The 22,830-nt window shown below is 48.7% G+C and carries 20 protein-coding genes; 8 read left to right on the top strand and 12 right to left on the bottom strand.

The genetic code is table 11. From position 1 onward, the window contains the following. Positions 1-20: 20 nt before the first annotated feature. The 4 genes from EYR25_RS02155 to EYR25_RS02140 all read right to left on the bottom strand — a co-directional run bounded on the left by EYR25_RS02155 (position 21) and on the right by EYR25_RS02140 (position 5,903). Positions 21-2,852, bottom strand: a complete 2,832-nt coding sequence (locus tag EYR25_RS02155; RefSeq protein ID WP_133178370.1) for a M16 family metallopeptidase — start codon at positions 2,850-2,852, stop codon at positions 21-23. A gap of 204 nt (positions 2,853-3,056) precedes the next feature. Then, a complete protein-coding gene (locus tag EYR25_RS02150; RefSeq protein ID WP_133178368.1) occupies positions 3,057-3,596 on the bottom strand; it encodes an imm11 family protein in 540 nt (179 codons plus the stop codon). Between the two features lie 115 nt (positions 3,597-3,711). After that, complete coding sequence (gene ssb, locus EYR25_RS02145; RefSeq protein ID WP_133178366.1) at positions 3,712-4,428, bottom strand: single-stranded DNA-binding protein; 717 nt, start codon at positions 4,426-4,428, stop codon at positions 3,712-3,714. 107 nt (positions 4,429-4,535) lie between these two features. Beyond that, complete coding sequence (locus tag EYR25_RS02140) at positions 4,536-5,903, bottom strand: MFS transporter (protein ID WP_023268732.1); 1,368 nt, start codon at positions 5,901-5,903, stop codon at positions 4,536-4,538. Between the two features lie 410 nt (positions 5,904-6,313). On the opposite strand from EYR25_RS02140, the gene uvrA reads away from it, so the two are divergent. From uvrA to EYR25_RS02115, 6 genes are all read left to right on the top strand, one after another. Further along, entirely contained in the window at positions 6,314-9,166 is a 2,853-nt protein-coding gene (gene uvrA / locus EYR25_RS02135; protein ID WP_133178364.1) for an excinuclease ABC subunit UvrA, read from the top strand. A gap of 108 nt (positions 9,167-9,274) precedes the next feature. Further along, the gene (locus EYR25_RS02130; RefSeq protein ID WP_133178362.1) at positions 9,275-9,616 is read left to right on the top strand and encodes a hypothetical protein; all 342 of its coding nucleotides are present in this window, start codon (positions 9,275-9,277) and stop codon (positions 9,614-9,616) included. Positions 9,617-9,699: 83 nt separating this feature from the next. Then, positions 9,700-10,740 (top strand): M28 family peptidase, encoded by a 1,041-nt coding sequence (locus EYR25_RS02125; protein WP_133178361.1) that lies wholly within the window; start codon positions 9,700-9,702, stop codon positions 10,738-10,740. A gap of 197 nt (positions 10,741-10,937) precedes the next feature. Next, a complete protein-coding gene (locus EYR25_RS02120; protein WP_011718375.1) occupies positions 10,938-12,797 on the top strand; it encodes a DEAD/DEAH box helicase in 1,860 nt (619 codons plus the stop codon). A gap of 168 nt (positions 12,798-12,965) precedes the next feature. Beyond that, positions 12,966-13,121 carry a hypothetical protein gene (locus tag EYR25_RS21170; RefSeq protein WP_165953453.1) on the top strand — a complete coding sequence of 52 codons (156 nt, stop codon included), beginning with the start codon at positions 12,966-12,968 and terminating at the stop codon, positions 13,119-13,121. A 67-nt stretch (positions 13,122-13,188) separates the two neighbouring features. Beyond that, entirely contained in the window at positions 13,189-13,563 is a 375-nt protein-coding gene (locus EYR25_RS02115; RefSeq protein WP_133178359.1) for a hypothetical protein, read from the top strand. A gap of 43 nt (positions 13,564-13,606) precedes the next feature. Here EYR25_RS02115 and EYR25_RS02110 read toward each other — a convergent pair whose 3' ends face one another. Together EYR25_RS02110 and EYR25_RS02105 are read right to left on the bottom strand one after the other, a co-directional pair. After that, positions 13,607-14,230 carry an HAD family hydrolase gene (locus EYR25_RS02110; RefSeq protein WP_133178358.1) on the bottom strand — a complete coding sequence of 208 codons (624 nt, stop codon included), beginning with the start codon at positions 14,228-14,230 and terminating at the stop codon, positions 13,607-13,609. An 8-nt stretch (positions 14,231-14,238) separates the two neighbouring features. Further along, positions 14,239-15,228, bottom strand: a complete 990-nt coding sequence (locus EYR25_RS02105; protein ID WP_133178356.1) for a DMT family transporter — start codon at positions 15,226-15,228, stop codon at positions 14,239-14,241. Between the two features lie 318 nt (positions 15,229-15,546). Between EYR25_RS02105 and EYR25_RS02100 the strand changes: the two genes are divergently transcribed. Together EYR25_RS02100 and EYR25_RS02095 are read left to right on the top strand one after the other, a co-directional pair. Next, on the top strand, positions 15,547-16,362 hold the full coding sequence (locus EYR25_RS02100; protein WP_133178355.1) for a hydratase: 816 nt from the start codon (positions 15,547-15,549) through the stop codon (positions 16,360-16,362). Positions 16,363-16,520: 158 nt separating this feature from the next. Beyond that, a complete protein-coding gene (locus EYR25_RS02095; RefSeq protein WP_133178353.1) occupies positions 16,521-17,636 on the top strand; it encodes an energy transducer TonB in 1,116 nt (371 codons plus the stop codon). Positions 17,637-17,640: 4 nt separating this feature from the next. Here the strand turns inward: EYR25_RS02095 and EYR25_RS02090 are convergent, their stop codons facing one another. From EYR25_RS02090 to EYR25_RS02065, 6 genes are all read right to left on the bottom strand, one after another. Further along, entirely contained in the window at positions 17,641-18,051 is a 411-nt protein-coding gene (locus tag EYR25_RS02090) for a cysteine-rich CWC family protein (protein ID WP_425057195.1), read from the bottom strand. Between the two features lie 332 nt (positions 18,052-18,383). Continuing rightward, complete coding sequence (locus EYR25_RS02085) at positions 18,384-18,869, bottom strand: hypothetical protein (protein ID WP_133178352.1); 486 nt, start codon at positions 18,867-18,869, stop codon at positions 18,384-18,386. After that, complete coding sequence (locus EYR25_RS02080; protein WP_133178351.1) at positions 18,866-19,213, bottom strand: hypothetical protein; 348 nt, start codon at positions 19,211-19,213, stop codon at positions 18,866-18,868. The genes EYR25_RS02085 and EYR25_RS02080 overlap by 4 nt, the downstream gene beginning before the upstream one ends. A gap of 706 nt (positions 19,214-19,919) precedes the next feature. Continuing rightward, the gene (locus EYR25_RS02075) at positions 19,920-20,975 is read right to left on the bottom strand and encodes a c-type cytochrome (RefSeq protein WP_133178350.1); all 1,056 of its coding nucleotides are present in this window, start codon (positions 20,973-20,975) and stop codon (positions 19,920-19,922) included. 10 nt (positions 20,976-20,985) lie between these two features. Then, positions 20,986-21,612, bottom strand: a complete 627-nt coding sequence (locus tag EYR25_RS02070; RefSeq protein ID WP_133178349.1) for a c-type cytochrome — start codon at positions 21,610-21,612, stop codon at positions 20,986-20,988. 189 nt (positions 21,613-21,801) lie between these two features. Next, the gene (locus EYR25_RS02065) at positions 21,802-22,830 is read right to left on the bottom strand and encodes a DUF2955 domain-containing protein (protein ID WP_133178348.1); all 1,029 of its coding nucleotides are present in this window, start codon (positions 22,828-22,830) and stop codon (positions 21,802-21,804) included.

Genomic DNA, 22,830 nt, shown 5'->3' with positions numbered 1-22,830 from the left:
ATAAATGGCGGTTTAATGGCTCACGGAGCCGTGACGGGTGCTGGTATGGTTTCGATGGTTAAACGCTTATCATCTTTGAGGTATTTCTGCGCCAACTGGCTTAACTCGGTGGGGGTGATCTGCTGTACCAGCGCCAATCGTTGGTTAAAGCCCGCAAAACGCTCCGGCTGGCTTTGGGCGGTTGAGACCAAATCTAACCAAAAGTTATTACTTTGCGGCGCCATCTGCATCCACTCTAACACCGGCTGGCGGGCGCGATTGAGTAAATCCTCACTGATCCCCGAAGGCGTTTTGACTTGCTTAACTGCGATGGCGTAATACTTAGCCACTTCAGGCAACATAGCCTTAGTTGTCACGCTAAATAAGCCAAGATAACCATAACCCGTTGGGTTTAAGTCACTGTATGAAAATGCTGAGGGTGAATAACTCGCACCGGCTTTTTCGCGCACATTTTCAGTGAGTAGGATGTTTAGTACCTGCTCGAGCAAACCTAAACCCACCAGCTCACGGGGATTGCTCATATCCGTCGTCGGCCATACCTGCGCGAGCGCCGCCATATCGACTTGACCATAATGGGTCAGGCTCATTTGTGCTGGCACTTTGGGAAACACAGGTACGATAGTCTGCCCCTTAGGGATCGGCTGTCGCGCAATGGCCCCTAAGGTTTGTGCAACCTCGGCAATCGCTTTGTCCTCATCAAAATCACCAACAATCGCCAGCTCAATCGCCCCCTGCTGAACAGCAGAATGGAAGCTAGGCGCGAGTTCAGCAAACTGACGCTTGAGGATTTCATCAGGATTACCGTAGCCATAACGTTTGTCGCCATTATGAGCAATACGGGCAAACTGATTCGAAAACTCCAGTTGCGGATTGCTATGAATGCTCTGCTGCTCAGCAATCACTTGCTCACGGAATAACTGCTCGGCTTGCTTATCCATCCCTGGGTCAACAAGATAAGCCGTTAGCACGCCTAATTGGGTGCGTAGTTCGGCAGCATTGGTGCTGATCTCGCCGCCAAAACTCTGTTCACGCAAACTCAAGCCCACCGAGATATCTTGCCCAGCAAAAATATCCTGCAAACTGTCCCAATCGTGCAGCCCTAAACCGCCCTGCACAAAGGCGCTATTAAACAGGTAAGACAAACCATCTAGCTCAGGGAATGGCACCTCGCCAAAACCGATATTGAGACTTACCAGTGTCATCCCCTGATTAAAGGGGGTAGGTTTTACATTGAGACGCACACCGTTAGCAAACTCTAGCTTACGGATCCCAGTTGCGGCATCGCGCTGATCGGCAACAATCTGCCCCGGCTCACCAAATTGACTATAGGCAAACTCGGCAATGCTCTTGGTTTCGGGCACTGTCACGACTTGCTTTTGGCTCGCGTCGTAGGCGGCTAAGAGTTGTTTTTCAATATTTTCAATGGGTTTATTGTTGGTGAGATACAGATAAGGCGTACCTTCCCAAGCCTGTTTAAACGACTGCTGCAGTTTTTGCGGCGTGATGCTTGGCATCAGCTTTTCAAACAGCGCCAATTGCCATGCGGGTTCCACAGGCACACGTCGGCTCGCCACGGCATTCACTAGACTTTCGGCAATATTGACGCTGTGGATGGTATTACTGCCAGCGGCACTGAGCTGATAGCCCTTGTGCATCCGCTTAAGTTGTTGGTCAATTTCCTGTTGGCTAAAACCAAATTCCAGCGCCTGACGCAGGGTTTGCTCTAATAGTCCAAGTCCTTGCTGCCAGTTGTTTTCCTGCGTCCCCAAGGTCATTTGCGTGCCATAGGCAATATCGTATTGTGGGCCGATTTGTAAGCTTACGCCGTATAAGCCTTGGCTGTGTAGCAACTGTGATTCTAGGCGGCGATACAAAATACCATGGGCAACCTCTAATAAAATCTCCTGCTCACGCAGAGCAATCGTATCTGCTTTAGGGGTTTGCGGTTTTAACAGCCCGAGGGAAACTGAGGTTTGCAGGCTTGGGTCAAAAAATGCCGCCGCCTCAACAGCGGTTTTAGCCTGTACCGTGCCTATGGATTGTGCCTTCACCCCAGCAGCCTGAGGCGCGGCTTGCCAGTCGGTAAATTGCTGTTTGATCTTGTGCTCGATACGACCGACATCAATATCCCCCACCACTATTAAGGTGGTGCGGGATGGCGTATAAAAACGCTGATAGAGAGACAATAACTTGTCACGATTAGCATTTTGAATGCTCGTCGCCTCTCCCACGGGAAAGCGCTGCGACAGCAAGGTTTGCGGCATTAAAAAGGCTAACTGATGGCGATAGTTTTCTAAATCGGCGCTACTGCGCTCACGCAGTTCAGACAAGACCACAGCCTTTTCACGCTCGATAAGGGCGGGATCCAGCAACAGATTACTGGCGATTTCACGCATTAAAAACAAAGCGGTATCGACTTTATCTTGGCTATTGCTCGGTAAATTAAACTGATAAACCGTCTGCTGGAATTCAGTCACCGCATTGGTATCGGCCCCAAAACTTAAGCCTAAGCGTTGTAAGGTCGGGATCATCTCCCCCGCCGCGAGTCCGGTAGAGCCATTAAATGCCATATGCTCTAAAAAATGCACCAGACCCTGCTCGGAATCCGTTTCCATCACAGATCCCACATCCACCCGCATACGGACGATAACCGCCTGTTCAGGAGTTTTGTTGTTCACCAATAGGTAGTGCAGCCCATTAGCTAGGGTGCCTGTGTGTACTCGCGGACTTAAGGGTAAATCGGCCGACTCAGGCCACAGTGGCGCTTCAACCGCCCTTAAGGGGAAGGCCACGCTGATAAATAGCAGCCATAGCCACAGGTGTTTAAACTGGATTCGCTTGAAATTATTCATAAAAATTCATTTTCTCCCTGAAATTTGCTTGATACACCAGAGAAAATGCTTACCTCAATACTGATAAATTGACTTTTTACTATAGCCGCTAAAAAGCTTTAAGTCACAAAATCAATACCTTACACCGTACCAAAAGCAATTATCACTTTGATATTTAGTAAAATATCTTTAGAAATAATTTCACCCAAATCTCGATCCAAATACCTAGTCCAACGGCAAACACTCCACGCCCCGTAACGACTGACACACATGATAGCGAGCTTGGTTCACTAGGATATAGCCCAGCTTTTCCTGTAAAGAAAATATCGATGGTTCAATCACTTTACTGGCGTCAATCACTAAGGAATGGATCGCCAAAAAGCGGTGTTGCCCATAGGTGCGATGGCTTATCTGCGATCGAGTAAAATCCACACAGGCATAACGATTAAGCACTTGCATCCCATAAAACTGCCGATTGATATTCCCCTGTGCATCACAAATTTCGGCGGGAGTAAATTGAACCGCTTGACCTATAACATCTCGAAATTGCTCAACAAATGCTGCGCTCACCAGCTCAGGTCCAAGGGTGGGTAAAATGTCGTATTGCGTTATCTCATCATCAAGAAAATCTACTTCATAGTAAAAGGTGCCAACGCCATTCGAGGGTTGAGTCAAGGCATCAGCATAGGACTGTACATTTCGCTCGCCATACACAAAATATACATCTCGATGGTAAAAACTCTGCAACTTATAAAATCGTTCCATCTTTACATCCTGTAAATCCAGCTAAATCAAGTATGTTGCCCTTAAAAAGTGAGGCAAAAACAAAGCCCCGTAAACGGGGCTGTGTTTTTGAATCTCAAATTGATTCTAAAGTAAATTAAAACGGGATATCGTCGTCCCAACCATCATCCAAATCTGGGGTGAAGTTTTGTTGCGGTTGTGGCGCTGGACGTTGTGCTGGTGCCGCTGGCGCTTGATACGCTGGTGCAGCAGGCTTAGGCGCATAACCACCTTGCTGTGGCTGAGCATGTTGCTGCGCATGGGATTGCTGCTGGCCATAGCTTTGCTGAGCAGGCTGCTGATTGTATCCAGATTGTGGCTGCGGTGCAGGTGCTTGGTAACTTTGCTGTGCGGGCGCGTATTGGTTTTGCGCTGGCGCAGTTTGAGCAGGAGCTGCTTGGTAACCCGTGTTTTGTTGCATGCCGCCCATAGGTGCACCTTGGCCTTGACCTTGACTTTGGCCTTGATTGCGGCCGCCTAACATTTGCATGCTACCGCTTTGGTCGATAACCACTTCAGTGCTGTAACGATCTTGACCGCTTTGGTCTTTCCACTTACGGGTTTGTAATTTACCTTCGAGGTAAACCTGTGAACCTTTACGCAGGTACTCACCCGTAATTTCAGCCAACTTGCCAAACAGAACCACACGGTGCCATTCAGTACGCTCTTGCTGTTGACCTTGTTGGTCTTTCCACGATTCGCTGGTCGCTACTGTGATGTTAGCGACTGCGTTACCGTTTGGCATGTAACGTACTTCTGGATCTTGTCCCAAATTGCCAACCAAAATTACCTTGTTAACACCACGACTGGCCATTGAAATCTCCTGCGATTCTTTAAATAATCTATTAATTCAGTATGTTGTTTATAATTGTTGCCGCAAGGGAAAATCCGCTTCCCTAAAACTCGCTGCAATAACACATATTATTGAGCAGAGCCTAACACAGCTCGGGCTTCTCTTAAATCGAAATGCTCGTCAACTTTGAGATAAGCAACTTTCTCGTCTAACACCACAATCGCTTCGACCACACCCATCAATTGTGACAGCTGCGACGCCATATCCCGCGCTTGGGCCTTATCTTTTACGGCAGCCTCTAAGGTATAACTCTTAAGCAGCACAGGATTTTTCATCCCTAGGGTCAATAATAACCAAACGCCCATCAATACCAGCGCGACGATAAACACGCCCACAGCGCCGACTAATTGGAACGCACCGCCACCGAGCATACCGCCACAGAAGGCGCCTAAGAATTGGCTGGTCGAATAGACGCCCATGGCCGAGCCTTTTTCACCAACTGGGCAGAATTTCGCAATCAAGCTCGGCAGCGACGCCTCAAGGTAGTTAAAGCCAGTAAAAAACAGCAGCACGGCCACGCTCAACACCCATAGGTTGTTGGCAAAAATCGCCATGGCCGCCAGGGCAAACATCATGATCACTAAGGCAATTTGGAACATCGCCTTAGTATTCTTACGCTTCACCCCGATGATGATTAACGGCACCATCAAGAAGAAGGCGCCCACAAACGCGGGGAAATACAGCATCCAATGTTTTTCTTTTACCAGACCCGCATCGACTAAATCGAGCGGCAAGGCAACAAACACTGCGGTTAACACTAAGTGCAGAATAAAAATGCCCGCATCGAGCCTAAACAGCTGCGGATCAGTCAACATACGCTTGAGCTTGGCGGGCGCCGCTAAGGTATCGCCCTTAGGTGCATGGGAAATCGGATTCGGCACTAATAGCTGCACAATCAACATGCCAAGTACTGCAAGGCCTGCGGTTAGCAGGAATAAACCCGATAAGCCTAAATGTTGCGCCACAATCGGGCCGACGAGTAACGACAGGGCAAAGGAGCCGCCGATACACATGCCGATAATGGCCATCACCTTAGTGCGCTGTTCATCTCGGGTTAAATCCGCCGCTAAGGCCAACACGGCGGCAGCAATCGCCCCCATACCTTGCACGGCGCGGCCAAATACCACGCCATAAATGGTATCAGCATTGGCGGCAATTAAGCTGCCTATGGCGAACAATACCAATCCAGCGAGAATGACAGGTTTACGACCATACTTGTCGGATAAAATCCCCATAGGGATCTGCAAAACGGCCTGAGTCAAGCCATAGGCACCAATGGCAATCCCCACCCAAAGGGGAGAAAAACCTTCTAAATGCTGACCATAGAGTGCAAAGACGGGCATGATCATAAACAAGCCCATCATACGTAAACCAAATACGCTGGCTAAAGAAAACGCGACTTTTTTCTCGGTTCCTGAAAGTCCGTTGTTACCCATGATTTTGCCCTGGATTGAAGTCTTTTAGGGGGCGCATGTTAACACACCCAAAAGCGTTTGCTCAAAAGGAAAAACCGCCCACGCCGAGAGTGTAAAACAGTGAATTTTGCCCCGCGCCAATGCGGATGTGCGCACCTTAGCGTACGCTTAGGCCTTTATTTTTAAGACTTATCTAAAAGCCCATTGGCTACAAATAGTTAACCCGGTGCTTACAGAAATTGGGTAAGTTCAAAGTCGTTATACGGATTAATCTTAGTTAATCCGCTAACTGCATCACCTTTTATCAGCAATGCCAGCCCCACAACCGCGCCCAATCGGCATGTCAGCAAGATCACAGAATCGACTAAACTCAGCCGCCGAACTGTGCGATACTTAGGCTCATTTTTTTAAGCATAAGACTTGAGCGATAGATGGATAAGATTGAAATACGCGGCGCACGGACCCACAATCTCAAAAATATCAACCTGACTATCCCAAGGGATAAGTTAATCGTTATCACAGGGTTATCGGGTTCAGGCAAATCTTCCCTAGCATTTGATACTTTATATGCCGAAGGCCAACGACGTTACGTTGAGTCTCTTTCTGCCTATGCCCGCCAATTCTTAAGCTTGATGGAAAAGCCCGATGTAGACCATATCGAAGGCTTAAGCCCGGCGATTTCCATCGAACAAAAATCGACGTCCCATAACCCGCGCTCCACCGTCGGGACTATCACCGAAATTTACGACTATCTGCGTCTGTTGTTTGCCCGTGTGGGCGAACCACGCTGCCCAACTCACGGCCAACCGCTTGCGGCGCAAACCGTGAGTCAGATGGTCGATAAAGTGTTAGAAATGCCCGAAGACAGTCGCTTGATGCTGCTGGCACCCGTGGTCAACGGTCGTAAAGGTGAGCACGTAAAATTGCTCGAAGGCTTATCCGCGCAGGGCTATATCCGCGCCCGAATCGATGGCGAAGTCTGTGACTTAACCGATCCCCCCGCACTCGACTTACACGTTAAGCACACCATCGAAGTGGTGGTCGATCGCTTTAAGGTCCGCAGCGATATTCAGCAACGTCTCGCCGAATCCTTTGAAACCGCGCTCGAACTCTCCGGCGGGATTGCCGTGGTCGCCAGCATGGATGAAGGCGCTACTGAAGAATTAATCTTCTCGGCAAATTTTGCCTGTCCGCACTGCGGTTATTCGATGGCCGAACTTGAGCCACGGATTTTCTCCTTTAACAATCCGGCGGGCGCTTGCCCAACCTGTGATGGTTTAGGGGTGCAACAATTTTTCGACCCCGACAGAGTGATCACTAATCCTGAGTTATCACTTGCGGGCGGCGCGATTCGTGGCTGGGATAGACGTAACTTCTATTACTTCCAGATGCTGAGTTCGCTCGCCGACCACTATAAGTTCGATGTCGAAGTCCCCTTCGAACAGCTGTCGGATAAGGTGAGAAAAATCGTCCTCTACGGCTCAGGCAAAGACAGCATCGCCTTCAAATATATCAACGACCGTGGTGATGTGGTGGTGCGCAATCACCCCTTCGAAGGCATCTTAAATAATATGGACCGGCGCTACCGCGAGACCGAAAGTAACGCTGTGCGCGAAGAATTAGCCAAGTTTATCAACACTCAGGCCTGTCAAAGCTGTGGCGGCTCACGCCTGCGTGAAGAAGCCCGTAACGTGTTTATTGGCGATCTAAACCTGCCGAAACTCACCGTTTGGTCGATAGGTGAAGCCCTCGAATACTTCGACAAACTCGAATTCAGCGGCCAAAAGGCACAGATCGCCGAGAAGGTATTGAAGGAAGTACGCGATCGCTTAGGCTTCCTCGTTAATGTCGGCCTCAACTATTTAAGTCTGTCGCGTTCGGCCGAAACCCTCTCAGGCGGTGAAGCGCAGCGTATTCGCCTCGCCAGCCAAATCGGCGCAGGACTGGTCGGTGTGATGTATGTGCTCGATGAGCCATCTATCGGCTTGCACCAACGGGATAACGAACGCTTGCTGCAGACCTTAATCCACCTACGGGATTTAGGTAACACAGTGATCGTGGTGGAGCACGATGAAGATGCGATTCGCATAGCGGATCATATTATCGATATCGGCCCCGGCGCAGGTGTACACGGCGGCGAAGTGATTTGTGATGGTCCTATCGAGAAAATTGTCGCCTGCGACGAGTCCGTGACTGGCCAATATATTTCGGGCAAACGCAATATCCATATCAGCACACCACGTACGCCTTACGATCCAAAACAAGTGATTGAGCTTTACGGCGCCCGTGGCAATAACCTGCGCAATGTGGATTTAACTATCCCTGTGGGATTATTCACCTGCGTGACTGGAGTATCGGGCTCAGGCAAATCGACCCTGATTAACGACACCTTCTTTAGAATTGCCCATAAGCAACTCAACGGTGCCACTGTCGACGAGCCCGCGCCCTACGATCGCATCGTCGGCATGGAGCAATGCGACAAAGTGGTCGATATCGACCAAAGCCCGATTGGCCGCACACCGCGCTCTAACCCCGCCACTTATACTGGCATCTTTACGCCTATTCGAGAGATTTTTGCCGCAACGCAGGAATCCCGTACCCGTGGTTATCAGGTGGGCCGTTTCTCCTTTAACGTGAAAGGCGGTCGCTGTGAAGCCTGTCAGGGCGATGGCTTAATTAAGGTCGAAATGCATTTCCTGCCCGATGTGTATGTACCCTGCGACGCCTGTAAGGGTAAACGCTATAACCGCGAAACCTTAGAGGTGCGCTACAAGGGTAAGAACATCCACGAAGTGCTGCAAATGACAGTGGAAGATGCGCGGGAGTTTTTCGATGCTGTGCCAGCGATTGCCCGCAAATTGCAAACCCTGATGGATGTAGGTTTGTCCTACGTGCGTTTAGGCCAGAGCGCGACCACGCTGTCGGGCGGTGAAGCCCAGCGGGTGAAACTCGCGAAGGAACTCTCTAAGCGCGATACGGGTAAGACCTTGTATATTCTGGATGAACCGACAACGGGCTTGCACTTTGCCGATATCCAATTGCTGCTCGATGTACTGCATCGCCTCAAATCCCACGGTAATACTATCGTGGTGATTGAGCATAACTTGGATGTGATTAAAACCGCAGACTGGATTATCGACTTAGGCCCAGAAGGCGGCGGTGGTGGCGGTACTATCCTAGCAACTGGTACGCCAGAAGACGTGGCGCAGCATCCGACATCCCATACCGCGCGCTTCTTAAAGCCGCTGCTGGAACGGGATGCTAAGCTAGCCAAGCAGTCATAGCGATAAGATTAACAGCGCCTTGGGCATCACCAAGGCGCTGTGATTACACCCTATTGCTGTATAGAACCATTCCAGTCAGGCCATTCGCCGTTATCAATCAAGGAGAACATGTTGCCAACGCATCGCCCGAGTTTGACGAGCTTAAGTCGCGCTAATGTATTGCTGATTGCCTGCTTGGGGTTAACGCTTGTGGCGCTGGTTATCGCCGCTGTCGATCCGCTTATCGGTCAACCCACACGTTTACAAGTGACAGTGTTAGATAGCTCAGCCAATAGTAGCCTGCTCGCCTTGCCCGATGGCCGGATCACCACCTTAGATCAAGGCGGCCTCACCAAAAACGCTCAAGTCACTATTTGCTCACGAACCCATTTGGTCTCTGGCTTGGAGTACTTTAATTTGAGCCGTCATCAGGAGGCGACACTCTCCCCCGAGATCCGCGTCTTAGACTGATTCAGCATTACGGCCCATGCAGCCAAGCTAAATCCCTGTTAGGCTTAGGATTGATAATCCTATTGCCAATTTTAAGGATAGCCATGGGCAATTTGGCGCACCCATTCATAGCAATCACTCGCCCCCAGTCTCACCGCATAGGCTTGAGCTTATTGCGCTTGTTTATCCTTAGTTTGTGTTTAAGCCTTGCCGCCTGTTCCAATCAACCCGCCGAATACACTTGTTCACCTGAGGCAATTCGATTGAATTGGGCCGAACCAGAAGCTCTTAAGCAAACAGTAGCAACACTCAGCGCAGCAGAATTCATGGGGCGTAAAACCCAAACCGAAGGCGCCGCCAAGACACGCGACTATCTGCACAGCCAGTATCAACAACTTGGGCTTACTCCTTGGGGAGAAACTTTCGAGGTTCCCTTCGAATATGCCACGCTTTTTAGCCAAGAGACGGGAAGCAATATGGTGGCGTTAATCCCCGCACGCCAATCCACTCATCGATGGCGCATTGTGGTGGCTCACTACGATCATCTCGGCATGAGTGGCAGCAAGATTTACCACGGCGCCGATGATAACGCCTCAGGTGTTGCCGCCCTGTTGGCTCTCGCCGCCCACTGGCAAGCGCAGCTAAGCGCCGCCCCCGATTCGCTGCCCAACATTAACTTAATGTTTGTCGCCACCGATGCCGAAGAGCCGGGACTGTTTGGCAGTACTGCCCTCGTCGAGCAACTCAAGCAGCGAATGCCCGAGGCGCAATTTGAACTGATGCTCAATCTCGATATGATTGGCCACCCGAGCCGCCCCTACGCCATTTACCTCGAGGGTAGCCGCAACTTCTATCAATTTCCGCAATTTAGGCCGAGGCTAAACGCGAATAATCGCCTCTGCATTAAGTTGAGTCATCCCAAACCCGTGGGACGAAGCATCCAGAGCACTGATTGGCTCAGGGCCTCGGATCATTATCCATTCCATAAAGCTAAGATCCCTTGGCTCTATTTTGGCGTCCCGACTCATCTGCAATATCACACCCCGGAAGATACCCCCGACACTTTGGACTATGTGTTTCTCGCGGCGGTGACGGAATCCGCCTTCGAAATCCTACGACTCAATGGCGACTTTTTGAAAAATTAATCGAAGTGGCGCGTTTCTTGCTCAGTTTTGGCAAAAAAATCCACGCAAAACCCTGTATTTATCCGAGAGTCACTTGGTAAAGCGGCTAAAATGCTGCTATAATCTGGCGTTTTCGGTGCGGGAAATCGACACGGGGTTGATTTTCTGTCTGTGAAACTTAAGCGCCAATCCGGGCGCATCCACAAGGCTACAACCCAATGTCATCCAGTGAAAGAACTTTCCGTGAACTCGGCTTGTCCGAGAATTTGTTGCGTGCTCTTGACGAGCTCGGTTACGAAAACCCAACGCCAATCCAATCAGCCAGTATCGACCCATTAATGGCTGGCAAAGATATTTTAGGTCAGGCACAAACAGGTACAGGTAAAACTGGCGCCTTCGCCCTGCCCCTACTCAACAAAGTGACCAGCCAAGCTGTTCCACAAATCTTAGTATTAGCGCCAACCCGCGAATTAGCGGTGCAAGTAGCAGAAGCATTCAGCAGCTACGCGAAATTTATGAAAGGTTTCCATGTACTGCCAATCTATGGCGGTCAGAGCATGCATCAGCAATTAAACGCCCTGAAGCGTGGTCCACAGGTTATCGTGGGTACCCCGGGCCGTGTTATGGACCATATGCGCCGTGGCACCTTAAAGCTGGAAACCCTGCAAGCGCTGGTACTCGACGAAGCCGACGAAATGTTAAAAATGGGCTTTATCGACGATATCGAATGGATTCTGGAACACACCCCAGAGCAGCGCCAACTGGCACTGTTCTCGGCCACTATGCCAGAACAAATCAAGCGTGTTGCTAACAAGCACTTAAAAGATGCGACTAACATCAGCATCGCTGCGAGCCACACTACAGTTGACTCTATCGAGCAACGTTTCGTGCAAGTGTCTCAGCACAACAAGTTAGAAGCCCTAGTACGCGTATTAGAAGTTGAAAATACTGAAGGTATCATCATCTTCGTTCGTACCCGTAACTCATGCGTTGAATTAGCAGAAAAACTCGAAGCCCGTGGCTACGCTTCATCACCACTACACGGTGATATGAACCAGCAAGCCCGTGAGCGTGCGGTTGAACAGCTGAAAAGCGGCAAGCTAGACATTCTGATCGCAACCGACGTTGCGGCTCGCGGTCTAGACGTTGAGCGTATCGGCCACGTAGTTAACTACGATATCCCTTACGATACTGAAGCTTACGTACACCGTATCGGTCGTACTGGCCGTGCTGGCCGTACAGGTATGGCGATTCTGTTCGTCACCAGCCGTGAAATGCGTATGCTGCGCACCATCGAGCGCGCAACTAACAGCCGTATTTCGCCAATGAAAGTGCCAAGCCCAGAGACGGTTGCAGAACGTCGTCTGTCTCGCTTAGGTGAGCAGTTAGCGCAAACCATGACTCAAGATCTGGACTTTATGCGCGAAGCGGTTGCCCAGTTATGTCAACAACTGGAAGTGGATACCGATCTGCTGGCTGCAGCCCTGCTGCACCAAGTACAACAAGAGCGTCCACTGCAATTACCAGCGATTCAAGAACGTACTCGCGATGAGCGCAGTGAACGTGGTGCTGAACGTGGCGAGCGCGGTGAACGTCGTAGCCGTGAATCACGCCCAATGCCAGCAAGCCTTGGTAGTGCTGAAGCGTTAAAAGACAATCCAGATCTGAAGATGTGCCGTTATGTTATCGACGTAGGTCGTGACAATGGCGTGGGTGTGGGCAACATCGTTGGCGCTATTGCAAACGAAGCGAATATCGACAGCCGTTACATCGGTGCTATCCAGTTATACGATGCAGTAACTACCGTTGACCTGCCAGACGGCATGCCAAAAGAAGTGCTGCAGCACCTGAAGAAAGTGCGCGTATGTGGCAAGCCACTGAACATCCGTGAAGCTGGCGATCAAGTCTTCGTAGACTCTGGCCGTGGCGCACGTAGCGACCGCCGTCCACGTGGTGATCGTCCAATGGGCGAGCGTAAACCACGTTCAGCCTCTGGTGACAAGCCGTTTGCAGACCGCAAACCACGCTCAGACAAGCCAGCAGGCGAGCGTAGACCACGTAAACCACGCGAAGAGTAATCGCCAAACCTAAGCCGTTAGGTTAAGCAGATTTAAACAAACGCATTAAAAAAGGAGCCTAGGCTCCTTTTTTGTTGTCTTAAAATCGCTCCCACTCAAACTTCACTGGTCAGTTGATATTTTAAGCAGGTATAGTCAGTCAATGGATGCCTAACTTAAGGACATTAAATGGATTTTTTAGCGCTGATCATTTACCAATTTATCTCATCACTGCCCGAGCTAGCTAAGTCATGCTGCCAAGATAAAACCTTATTAATCATGGTACTTGTCGGTTGTACTCTGTTTGCAGGCTTTATTGGAATGTTAGTCGCCATGGCAAATTAACTTGCACTTAAGCCAATAGGTCTATTAGTGTCGGCTTAGTCTTTAGCAACGCAATTAGTGTATTTCGATGAAAAAAGCCCTTACCGCTGGCCTGCTATCCGCCTTTATCGCCCCCGGCAGCGGCCACTTTTACCTTAAACATAAACGTTCGGCGCTGGTGTTTTTCGGCTTAGCTGTCATCAGCCTGATGCTGCTACTCATGCAAATCTATCAAGTGGCACAAGTCATCGCCTTAGAGATCCAAAATGGCACCCTCCCCCTAGATGTCGGGGTGATATCCGCCGAAATTACCCAACAAACCCAAACCACCATGGCCAATGCCAATGAACTGCTCTATGGCTTTTTGCTCTGCTGGTTAGTGGCATTAGTCGACAGTATTCGGCTTGGGCTTAAACAAGATAAGCAAGACTCCTTAACAGCGAACACATCGAGTAAGAATTGAAATAAAGTGCTCTAAAACCTTATCAATCTTGCATTGTGTGCACTTAGTCCCTTGGGATTGCCAATGCCCAAGCTTCAATAAAACTCTGATAATTGCCAATAAGTAAATCCGCCGCTTGGGCATAATCGGGCACCTCTTCTGGGCAATAGAGGGCGCAGCGACTACCGGCATTCTGCGCGGTTTGCAAATCGAATAGATAATCCCCCACATACAAGATATCCGCCGGACTCAACTGCCATTGCTCGCAAATCAAGTGGATACCCTGCGGATGTGGCTTTGGCTCGGCATCGTAGCGGGTCAACACTAAAGGGATATCGATACCGAGTTTTTCGATGGTGATTTTGGCCGCCTCGGGCATATTGCGGGTCAAAATCGCCAGCGGCAGTTGCCGCATCTTTAAAAACGCAATCAACGCCTGCGCACCTTCAATCCAGCTCGCCTGACGCGAACTTTCCAGCTCATAGTCATGGACAATTTCCAGCGCCTGCATCTTAGCCATAGTGGTCTCGAGGCTATGTATATGCTCGAGAATATCGGTCCCCGAACCAATACCTAATGCCGCCCTTAAACCTTTAAAATCGGGGTTCGAATGGGCAAGCGTGCCGTCGAGGTCGAAAATCACCCCGCGGATCTGTTCTAATTCAATATCTGTCAGGCGTGTTATCACTCGGGTACCTATTCAGTGGTCTGTGAAGCGGGTTGCAAACGTCGTCCGCGGCGCTGGCGATACATGGGCAGCAACTGCACTACCATCACTGACACAATAATCACACCTATGCCGAATAGCGATAGCGCATCTAATTTATCGGCCTTAAATACATCTGGCCACCAACCTATACTGACCACTAACGCCGTGGCGCTAAAGCTAAATACCGGCGTTAACGCCAGCATGGCGCTCACCTGCGCCGTCGGCCAGTACTTCATCGATTGTCCGAAGCAGCCGTAGGCAATCAAGGTATTGGCGGCGCAAAATAGCGCCACTTGCCAGTCAAAGCTATCCATTTGTGCAAACTGGCTAAAGTCGCTAAAGGGCGCCATCGCAAAGATCCCTAAGGCATAGATGACTAAGAGTACGTTGGCGGGGGATAAACGGTTCAACAGTGACTTTTGAAGTAATGCATAGGTGGTCCATGACAATGCTGAAAACTGCACTATCATCACCCCAAGCCAGATCTCATGGTTATCGGTGGCGGAAAAATCTAAATAGGGATGGAAAAACATCAACATCCCTAAAGCTAAGCTAGCAAAACAACTGAGCTGCACCGCATTCAAGCGTTCTTTAAAAAACAACACGCCACCAAAGGCGAGGAAAAATGGCGAGGTTTGAAAATTAAGCTGCGCGGCCCCCGGTGCCAGATAGTCAAGGGAATACACGAATGAAACATAGTTAAGCATTAAAAACAGTCCGGCGAGGATAAGCCTGAGCCAAACCTTGGCATCGAGCGCCGCAAACTGCTTTAAACTGCCCGCGCTCCACTGCACCAAAATACTGACGATGAGCGCCACTAAAAAACGGAACCAAGTCAAAGTCACAGGATCGATAAAACTCCCCGACAGCTTAAGCGCTATGGGCAACATACCCCAAAACAGCACAGCGACAGAAATAAACAACAATCCCAATTGAGCATGGTTAGTTGCCAAGGATCCAGAGTGGCTTTGATTCACGGAAAAGTCCCAGTAGTACCGCAGAAAGGAACGCCATTCTGGCACCGCGGCGCGCTAAGATCTAGCCTAAAAAGCGATTAACTTATCCGCCGGATTGGATAGTTAAGCTGACACTAAATCAATCTTGCCCAGCGATAAATGCAGAGCATTTCAAGCTAAGTTTTATCAAGCCTTTAGCAGCACAAAAAGGTATATTGAGCGCAATTTCTCTTTTAGCTCAAATTGGATTTACAGAGTCGATTTATGCCTTTTGCGCTCAGTTTTTGCGGCATCAACCACTCTGTATAAGCCTTTTAAATACCTTAGTTAGGATTAAACATGTCACAGACAGACGCTAAAACACAGCTTGAGTCCATTCACGCAGCAGCACAAGAACTCGCACAGCGCCGTGCCAAAGGTGAAGTGGGCGCGCTGTTACAAGAAGCGCTAAGACCCAAGGATTTTCCCCAGGCCTTTGCTATCCAGCAAACCATTGCGCAGCAGTTTAGCGCCCAAGGCAACCCGATTGCGGGGTGGAAGTGCCTACTTCCAACCACCGAAAAAACCGTGGTAGCACCTATCTATCAACAAGATGTGTATCTGCAAGCCTCCGAGTGTCCGATTTATCCTTCGAGCAAAGGGCTTGCCCGTGTCGAACCCGAGCTCGCCTTTGAAATTGGCAACGATTTACCACCACGAGCCACGCCTTATTCGGAAGCCGAAATCGACGCCGCCCTCGGTAAAACGCACCTCGCCTTGGAACTAATCAAAAGTCGTTATCAAAACCCAGGCGAAGCCAATCACTTCGACGCCCTCGCCGATGGCTTAGTGAATCAAGGCCTATGGTTAGGGCCTGAACTGCTTGCTCCTGCCGAGATAGAAACAGGCCATTTCGCCCTAAGCGTTGAAATCGCCGCAAGCGGACAGCAAGCAAGTGAGACGCTGCAAAAAGCCGCGGTTCATCCAAATGGTTTCCCTAAAGCTGGGCTTTATTGGTTGGTCAACTTCTTATCTGCCCAAGGGATTGGCTTAACCCGAGGGCAATATGTGATCACAGGCTCCTATGCGGGGGTATTAGATTTGCCACTCAATCAGCACTGCCAATTCCACTACGGCGACTTAGGCCAGTTTGGCTTGCAGTTTGTGGCTAAATAAGTACAGCCTAAAGAGTGCCAAGCTAGCCAGCAAAGTAAGAAGGTAGGCAAATGCTTACCTTCTACAATCCCCTTAACGACCAACAGAGCGAAAACAAGCTTGTATCAAGAGTGAAACATTTGTACTATCCGATAGAACTAAATATAAGGATATACAATATGTTAGACGGAAAAATATTGCCTTTAGCAAGTCTATTTGCCTTAGCCTTAAATACTTCGTTACCCTTAAATGCCTCGGAAAATACCTTTTCCCAAGCCTACAGTGACTACCAAACCGCACTCAAACAGGGTGATGACGCCCAAATAGAAGCCAGTGCCAAAAGGGCCTTTGAATTGGGCGAAGCTCAATATGCCAAGGACAGTGTCGACTTAGCGAACCTCGCCATGAACTGGGCTGGTGCTATAGAGAAGCAAGTAGCTCCTTACCCGTTTGAAGAAAAGAATTTGCCAAAAACAGCTAAGGCGAATGAGTTATATCAACTCGCATTAAGCAATTATAAAAAGCATTACGGCGAGCATGCAGCAGAGCTAATCGACCCGCTACTCGGCGCAGCGGAAACCTCACCTAAACCGACTGTGGCGAAAGAGCTTTTTGAAAATGCTATTGAAATTGCTGAAGAAACAGCAAATAAAAAGCTGTTGGCAGACGTAAAAATGGCAGCCTTTGCTCGCCTCAGCAAAACAGAATTGTACACTGCTAAGGTAAGAGACTATGCCTTCGAGGCCTATGAAACTTACAAAGAGATCCTGCCCGAAAATGCCCTCGACAGAGTTAAAGCCACCTATGTAGTCGGCACCGTTGAATATGCCGAAAAGCATGACGACAAGGCTATTCCATTACTGTTAGAGGTGGTTAAGCAATTTGAAGCCCTTAACTATACTCACCCTTATGCGTTAAGCGCCCATGCTTATCTAGTCGAACTTTATGAGCGCCAAGGAAAGCGTGACGAGTCCACCGCCCACTGTATCGCCATCGGCAAAATGCGCCCTTGGGCGGACATGCAGGAGCAACAACCGCTGTTTCGCACGGAACCCAAATACCCTAAGTCCTACCTCATGCAACGTAAAAGCGGCTATGTGACCCTTAACTTCACTGTTGATGAGATGGGATTTGTAAAAAATCCTGAAGTGCTCGAATCCAAAGGCGGTGTGCTATTTGAAAAATCCACACTGAAAATGATCGAAGAATGGCGCTATGCCCCTAAGTTTGAACACGGCAAGCCCGTGCCAGCACAAACGACTGTGCGTATAGACTATTTCACCGATAAGTCTTAATCGCTTACTTCACCTCATATCCCAGCCCATCGCCTAATCCCGATGGGCTGTTTTTATCTTCTGAAGCAGAAACTGTTAGCTCGCGCTTTATCCGGCTTAAACAAGTCTCACAAATACAAGCCGTCGCTGGTTGCGATAATAGTTGCGCTAGCTTATCAGCACTCAGCCCCGCTGCATCGCCTGTCGATAAGCCCACAGCCAAATCACCAGATAGCAATTGAGTCAAATTCGGAAACGCCTGCTTAGTGCACCAACAGTCACTGATATCTGCACCAAGAGTCATAGCACACTGATTCGCCCCTTGGCATAAAGGGCACAGCTGCGCGGTATCGAACTGAGGTTCGGGTAAGGGCTGAGGCACGGTCATCCTTATGGCATCGGAGATATAACGCAGAAATAATAATTGTTTTTTCATTAACGTTGGAATAATCATTCCATCATCAAGGCACTCATATCGATTAAGCGTGCCAATAAACACCTAGGTTCTTATTGCCCTTTAATTAGCTGTATTCATCAAGTGGTGTCTAACTAAAATCATATTTAGTGCATTCATTTAGCTTAGTAAGCCGCATTCCTGCGTTATGAAAAATGTATTCATAGATTCATACATGGTGAGTGCGAATTCATTGATATGAAAGCAAGATACATAATCGCTAATTAGGTATTTAAAAGTAAAAAACGTTAAAGGTAACGTACGAAAATGGCCTTCGTGCTTAGTTCGCAATAAATGGAAGCGTTTGTAGTTTTCTAATCAAAAACATCATTTCTACCAGCGTGAACAAACAGAGCACCATATACAATTGAGCTGTCAGTCAACTTGTATGGTTTGTAAACTATTACAGAATAACCAGAGACATGATTTAGTTGAATAGCTATGGCATCGCTTATTTCTTCACTAGAAGGTAGGCGCACACGGACATCATAAATAATAGCAGTGGCAACATAAGTTCCTTTCACTGCCTCTTCTTTTAAGTGATTTCGAAGTAGATCTATAACCTCTGAAGACTTTGGAAACTCTTTGTCCATGTCTGCACCTAATGCTGAAATTTCACCGTTACTTTTTAAAGCTTCTGCATAAGGCAAAAACTCACCATGCTGTTCGAGCATTTGCTGTGCAAACAAAATAGCAGAATCATATAACGTCTGGGATTGCTCTTTTCCTTGCATTATTTCTTCTCCAAAAACGTTAGAAGATAAAGTGACTAACAGAAGTGCTGTAATGAGAATTCTCATGTTAATTCCGTGAAGGAGTGTGCAATTACTTCTAGTTGTCCAATACCGTTAAAATTAAACTTAAAATGTTGATATATATCGCCTTCTAATATTTCTCCTTGCTCAGAATAAGTTTTTAACCATCCAGAATTCTCAATTACATAGCAAGAATCATCCTTTTCACCCTCATAGAAAAAATCTGCGAACTCCCATTTGAAAGCAATTGGAACTGCAAAGGACACTATTACCTTTTTACTTCTCCAATCCTTAAACCGTACCAGTAGCTCTCCATTGAAGAGATGAATTTCAGGTAACTCTGCATCAGCAGTACTAAAGCTAGTATTTAATCGTTTTGGTCTATTCATACTGAAAGAACATGAGATTTCCACTCAGAAAACTCATCTGAATCCTACTGAAAGTAAGGTTTGAAGAGAAAGTCTGATTTTATTATTAAATGAAGTCAGTAAGTTAACATTTGTTAAATTCAATCCTAATCAGCTAATAAAACATTTTCGGTCACTAATATATAAGACCCGTTAAAACTTTTAGACCTCTTGTAGACTACACTAGGCCTTCCCTTTAAATGGTGGAATACAGTAAGGTGTAACAAGTGTTTGTTTCCTTTGACAAAAAACCAGCGTAAATCAGCTCCTTAGAAAACGTAGAGAGGGTTCGACTCCCTCGATACGTTTCATGTATTCAAGATCGGTTTTGAAATCACAGACCACACTGATGCCCGAAAGGCGAGTCATGGTGATTAGCGAGACGACCGTCCGCCCCAAGGCCGCTTTTTGGCATCCATGCCATCGCGGCATTTGTGAATCCTTCCACATCAGACGGGGCGGCCCTGCATCCACGGATGGACTCGCTGCGAGTCGGTGAGCGAATGCCATGACAAGCCTATACGTTAATACCTGCAAATACTAAGACCCCTTCAACGTAAAACCCAAATGAGTCGGTACAATTGACCAATAAAAAAGCCAGCAAAGCTAAATGCTTGCTGGCTTTTCTGCCTATCTAATCCAGTGACTCGCTTTATTTCACCGCGAGCACTGAATAAGAGCGACTCAACTAGGACTTTTTCGGAAACACCGGATAAGAGCCAGTGCCAAGCACTTTGCCATCGACTTCGACACCGTAGTAGTCGTTGTCATTATGGTATTTCTCCTGCGCTTGTTTCACATCGCCCTTATTGCGGGGGTCCTGTGGCCGTTCATGGGAGTTAATGTAAGCGGCAACGTCCCATGCCTGTTGGTTAGTGAGCTGAATACTCTTAGCGAAAGGCATGTTTTCATAAATGAAAAATGCAGCAGTATTGACCCTGTGCATCCCCGCGCCCCAGTTGTAACTCATTGGGCCCCAAAGTGGTGGCAGAGAGTAAACACCGGCAATCGCTTGGCCTTGACCATCGGCGCCATGGCACGCTTGGCAATGGGCGGTATACACGGCTTTACCGCGCTCGGGTGAGAACGCCAGTTCTGGTTTTGGGATCTCAGGATAACCACGGCCGGGCAGATTCGCGCGTTGCTCCACTGTCATCGCTTTGGCTAGTGTGTCTGGCAGCGGGAAATCCTCACGTTTGGCGCCTTTTACCAATTCGGCATCGCTAAGTTCTGGTACAGGGCCATCAAGGTTAGCCGCATCCATCAAACCACTCATCCCTAACCAGTAGGCATAAGCCGATAGTGCAACCAGTTCGGGGCTGCCCGCAGCGGGGGCTTTACCATTCATCGAATAGTTAAAGCAGCCTTGTATCCGCTCTTGAAAGGTATTTACTTTATCGTCTTTTTTACGATACGCGGGATAGGCAAAATAGGCGCCCCACACCGGTGACGCATTCGCCTTACGGCCCGCATCCATATGGCAGTTGGCGCAGTTAAGCTCGTTACCCACATACTTATCTCTTAACTGCTGGGTATTCACAAATAATTGATAACCCATGCGTACTTTATCGCCGAAGGCACCTTCGGGAATCGCACTTAAAGGTCTAGGCGTAAGATAGGTTTGATCAGGGTTTTTAGGCACTGAAGGCAATGGCGCTTGTTTGTCGGGTAACTCTTGCGCCGCTTGCACTTGAGTTGTCAGCACGCCCATTGCGGCCAATAGTAAGATGGCAGAAGATTTCATGGCCGGCTCCTTATTTCAAATTCGCAAAGTAGTTCGCTAAGGCATCCACCTCGGCGGCAGTCAGCTTGTTAGCCACATTGGCCATCATGCCGTCCACATCTCCCTTACGCGTGCCAGCTTGCCACGCCAAGAGTTGCGTCTTGATATAACTGGCCTGCTGACCCGCTAAACGTGGGAACAGGCCACCGCCTAAACCAGAGGGACCATGGCAAGTCACGCAGGCTGGTAAGCCACGTGACCAATCGCCTTGGTAAGCTAAGCGCGCAGTATCATCGCTAAAGGTCACCTGCTCACCACGGATCACAGGCTTAACCTCGGTTTTAGGGGATTTGGCGGAGAAGTAACTCGCCACTTGCTCAATGCCATCACCTTGCAGTGTCATCGCCATTGGCATCATGGTCGCGTTTTGGCGCACACCCGCCTGAAAATGTTGTAATTGGGTGGTGATATATTCTTTCGAGAGTCCAGCCAAACGAGGGCCAAGTGGCTCAATGCCCTCACCTTCGACGCCGTGGCAGGTCACGCAGATTTGTCCCACTGGCGGGAGAGCGCTGGTATTCGCCATAACGACAGAGGTCAAGACACAGCCATAGATAAGTGTGATGCCCTTGGCTAATGTTCTAATTTTAATATTCATTTTCTATCCTTGAACAAACCTTCAGTCATTCTTAACTGGTTTAAAACCGTGTTAACGTCAAACCTAAGGTTGCTAAAAAGAGATAATTGAGTGATGCGTTCACACGTTTAGCCCACACTAAACGCATTGAAACACCATACTCCTTGCACGGAAGCGGAACAAGCATTAAAAAAATCTAATATTAACGCTTTAGTAACCAAATCGGGTCGCTTCAAAGCTATTCAATAACTTATGTAGCAAATAACAGAGGAATAAAGTCGCCACTATCGCCACAAAAATGCTGCTCACCCGATACAGTGCACTAAAAATTAAGTCGTTACCTGGGGTTAAGTATTGGCCAAATAAAATCCCTAGGGTCGTCATAGCACCAAATCCCACACCTGAGCCGCTCGCCTCTTTTACATGGGCCTGCGCAAATAACATTAAGCCAAGCCATAGCATCGGCACGATAAGGATCAATAAACCCGACCAATCGTAGAGGAGGAGTTGTACCATCACTCCAAACGACACCCCAAGCAAGGTGCCAACAGCACGTTTACGGGCATAATCCAACGCCCCGTTCCAATGCATGGGGAATAAAAGTAGCAAGGTGGTTGCCTGCGCCGACATAGAGTCACGCAGATCGAAAATCTGAAACACTAAGAAAGAAAACGTCGTAATGCTGGCACCGAGCAAGGCCTCATGGCGCATCCGATGTGGTGCCTTAGGGCCGGGTTGATAGGCAGCGCGAGGTTCAACATCCGGCCAAAGTGCCGTCATCAGATAGGCGATAATGACAGATAGCCCTGTCGCCCAAAAGTTACTAAAAATCAGATCATTAAGATCTGTGCCCGGATAGCTGGCAAAGTGCAGCATAATGCTTAAACTCAACACGCCATTGGCACCAAACAGAAACAGGCTACCGCGGGACATCGCCGCAAAACGATATAAAAACAGTAAAAAAACAATCGGCGTCATCAATCCGGGATGGCTACCGAAGAAGCCTCCGAGCAGGCCGACTTCAAGCCCCGCTATGGCAGATGATGCCAATAATTGCCTTACCGCATGGCCACTTATCACAGGGACCAAACCCAGTAATAGCATTGGGGTTACCGTAAAAAATACCCCATTACTCCACCCAAAGAGCTTACAGAGGGTAAAACCAATGGTGCCGCCAGTGGCAATGCGCAAACACTGGCGTAAGTCATTAGCGGTTAACGGATTGTGGCGTAACAACAT

This window comes from Shewanella decolorationis (assembly GCF_004354305.1).
In the GTDB taxonomy this organism is placed as follows: Bacteria; Pseudomonadota; Gammaproteobacteria; order Enterobacterales; family Shewanellaceae; genus Shewanella; species Shewanella decolorationis.
This window is presented reverse-complemented; position numbering and strand designations above follow the sequence as displayed.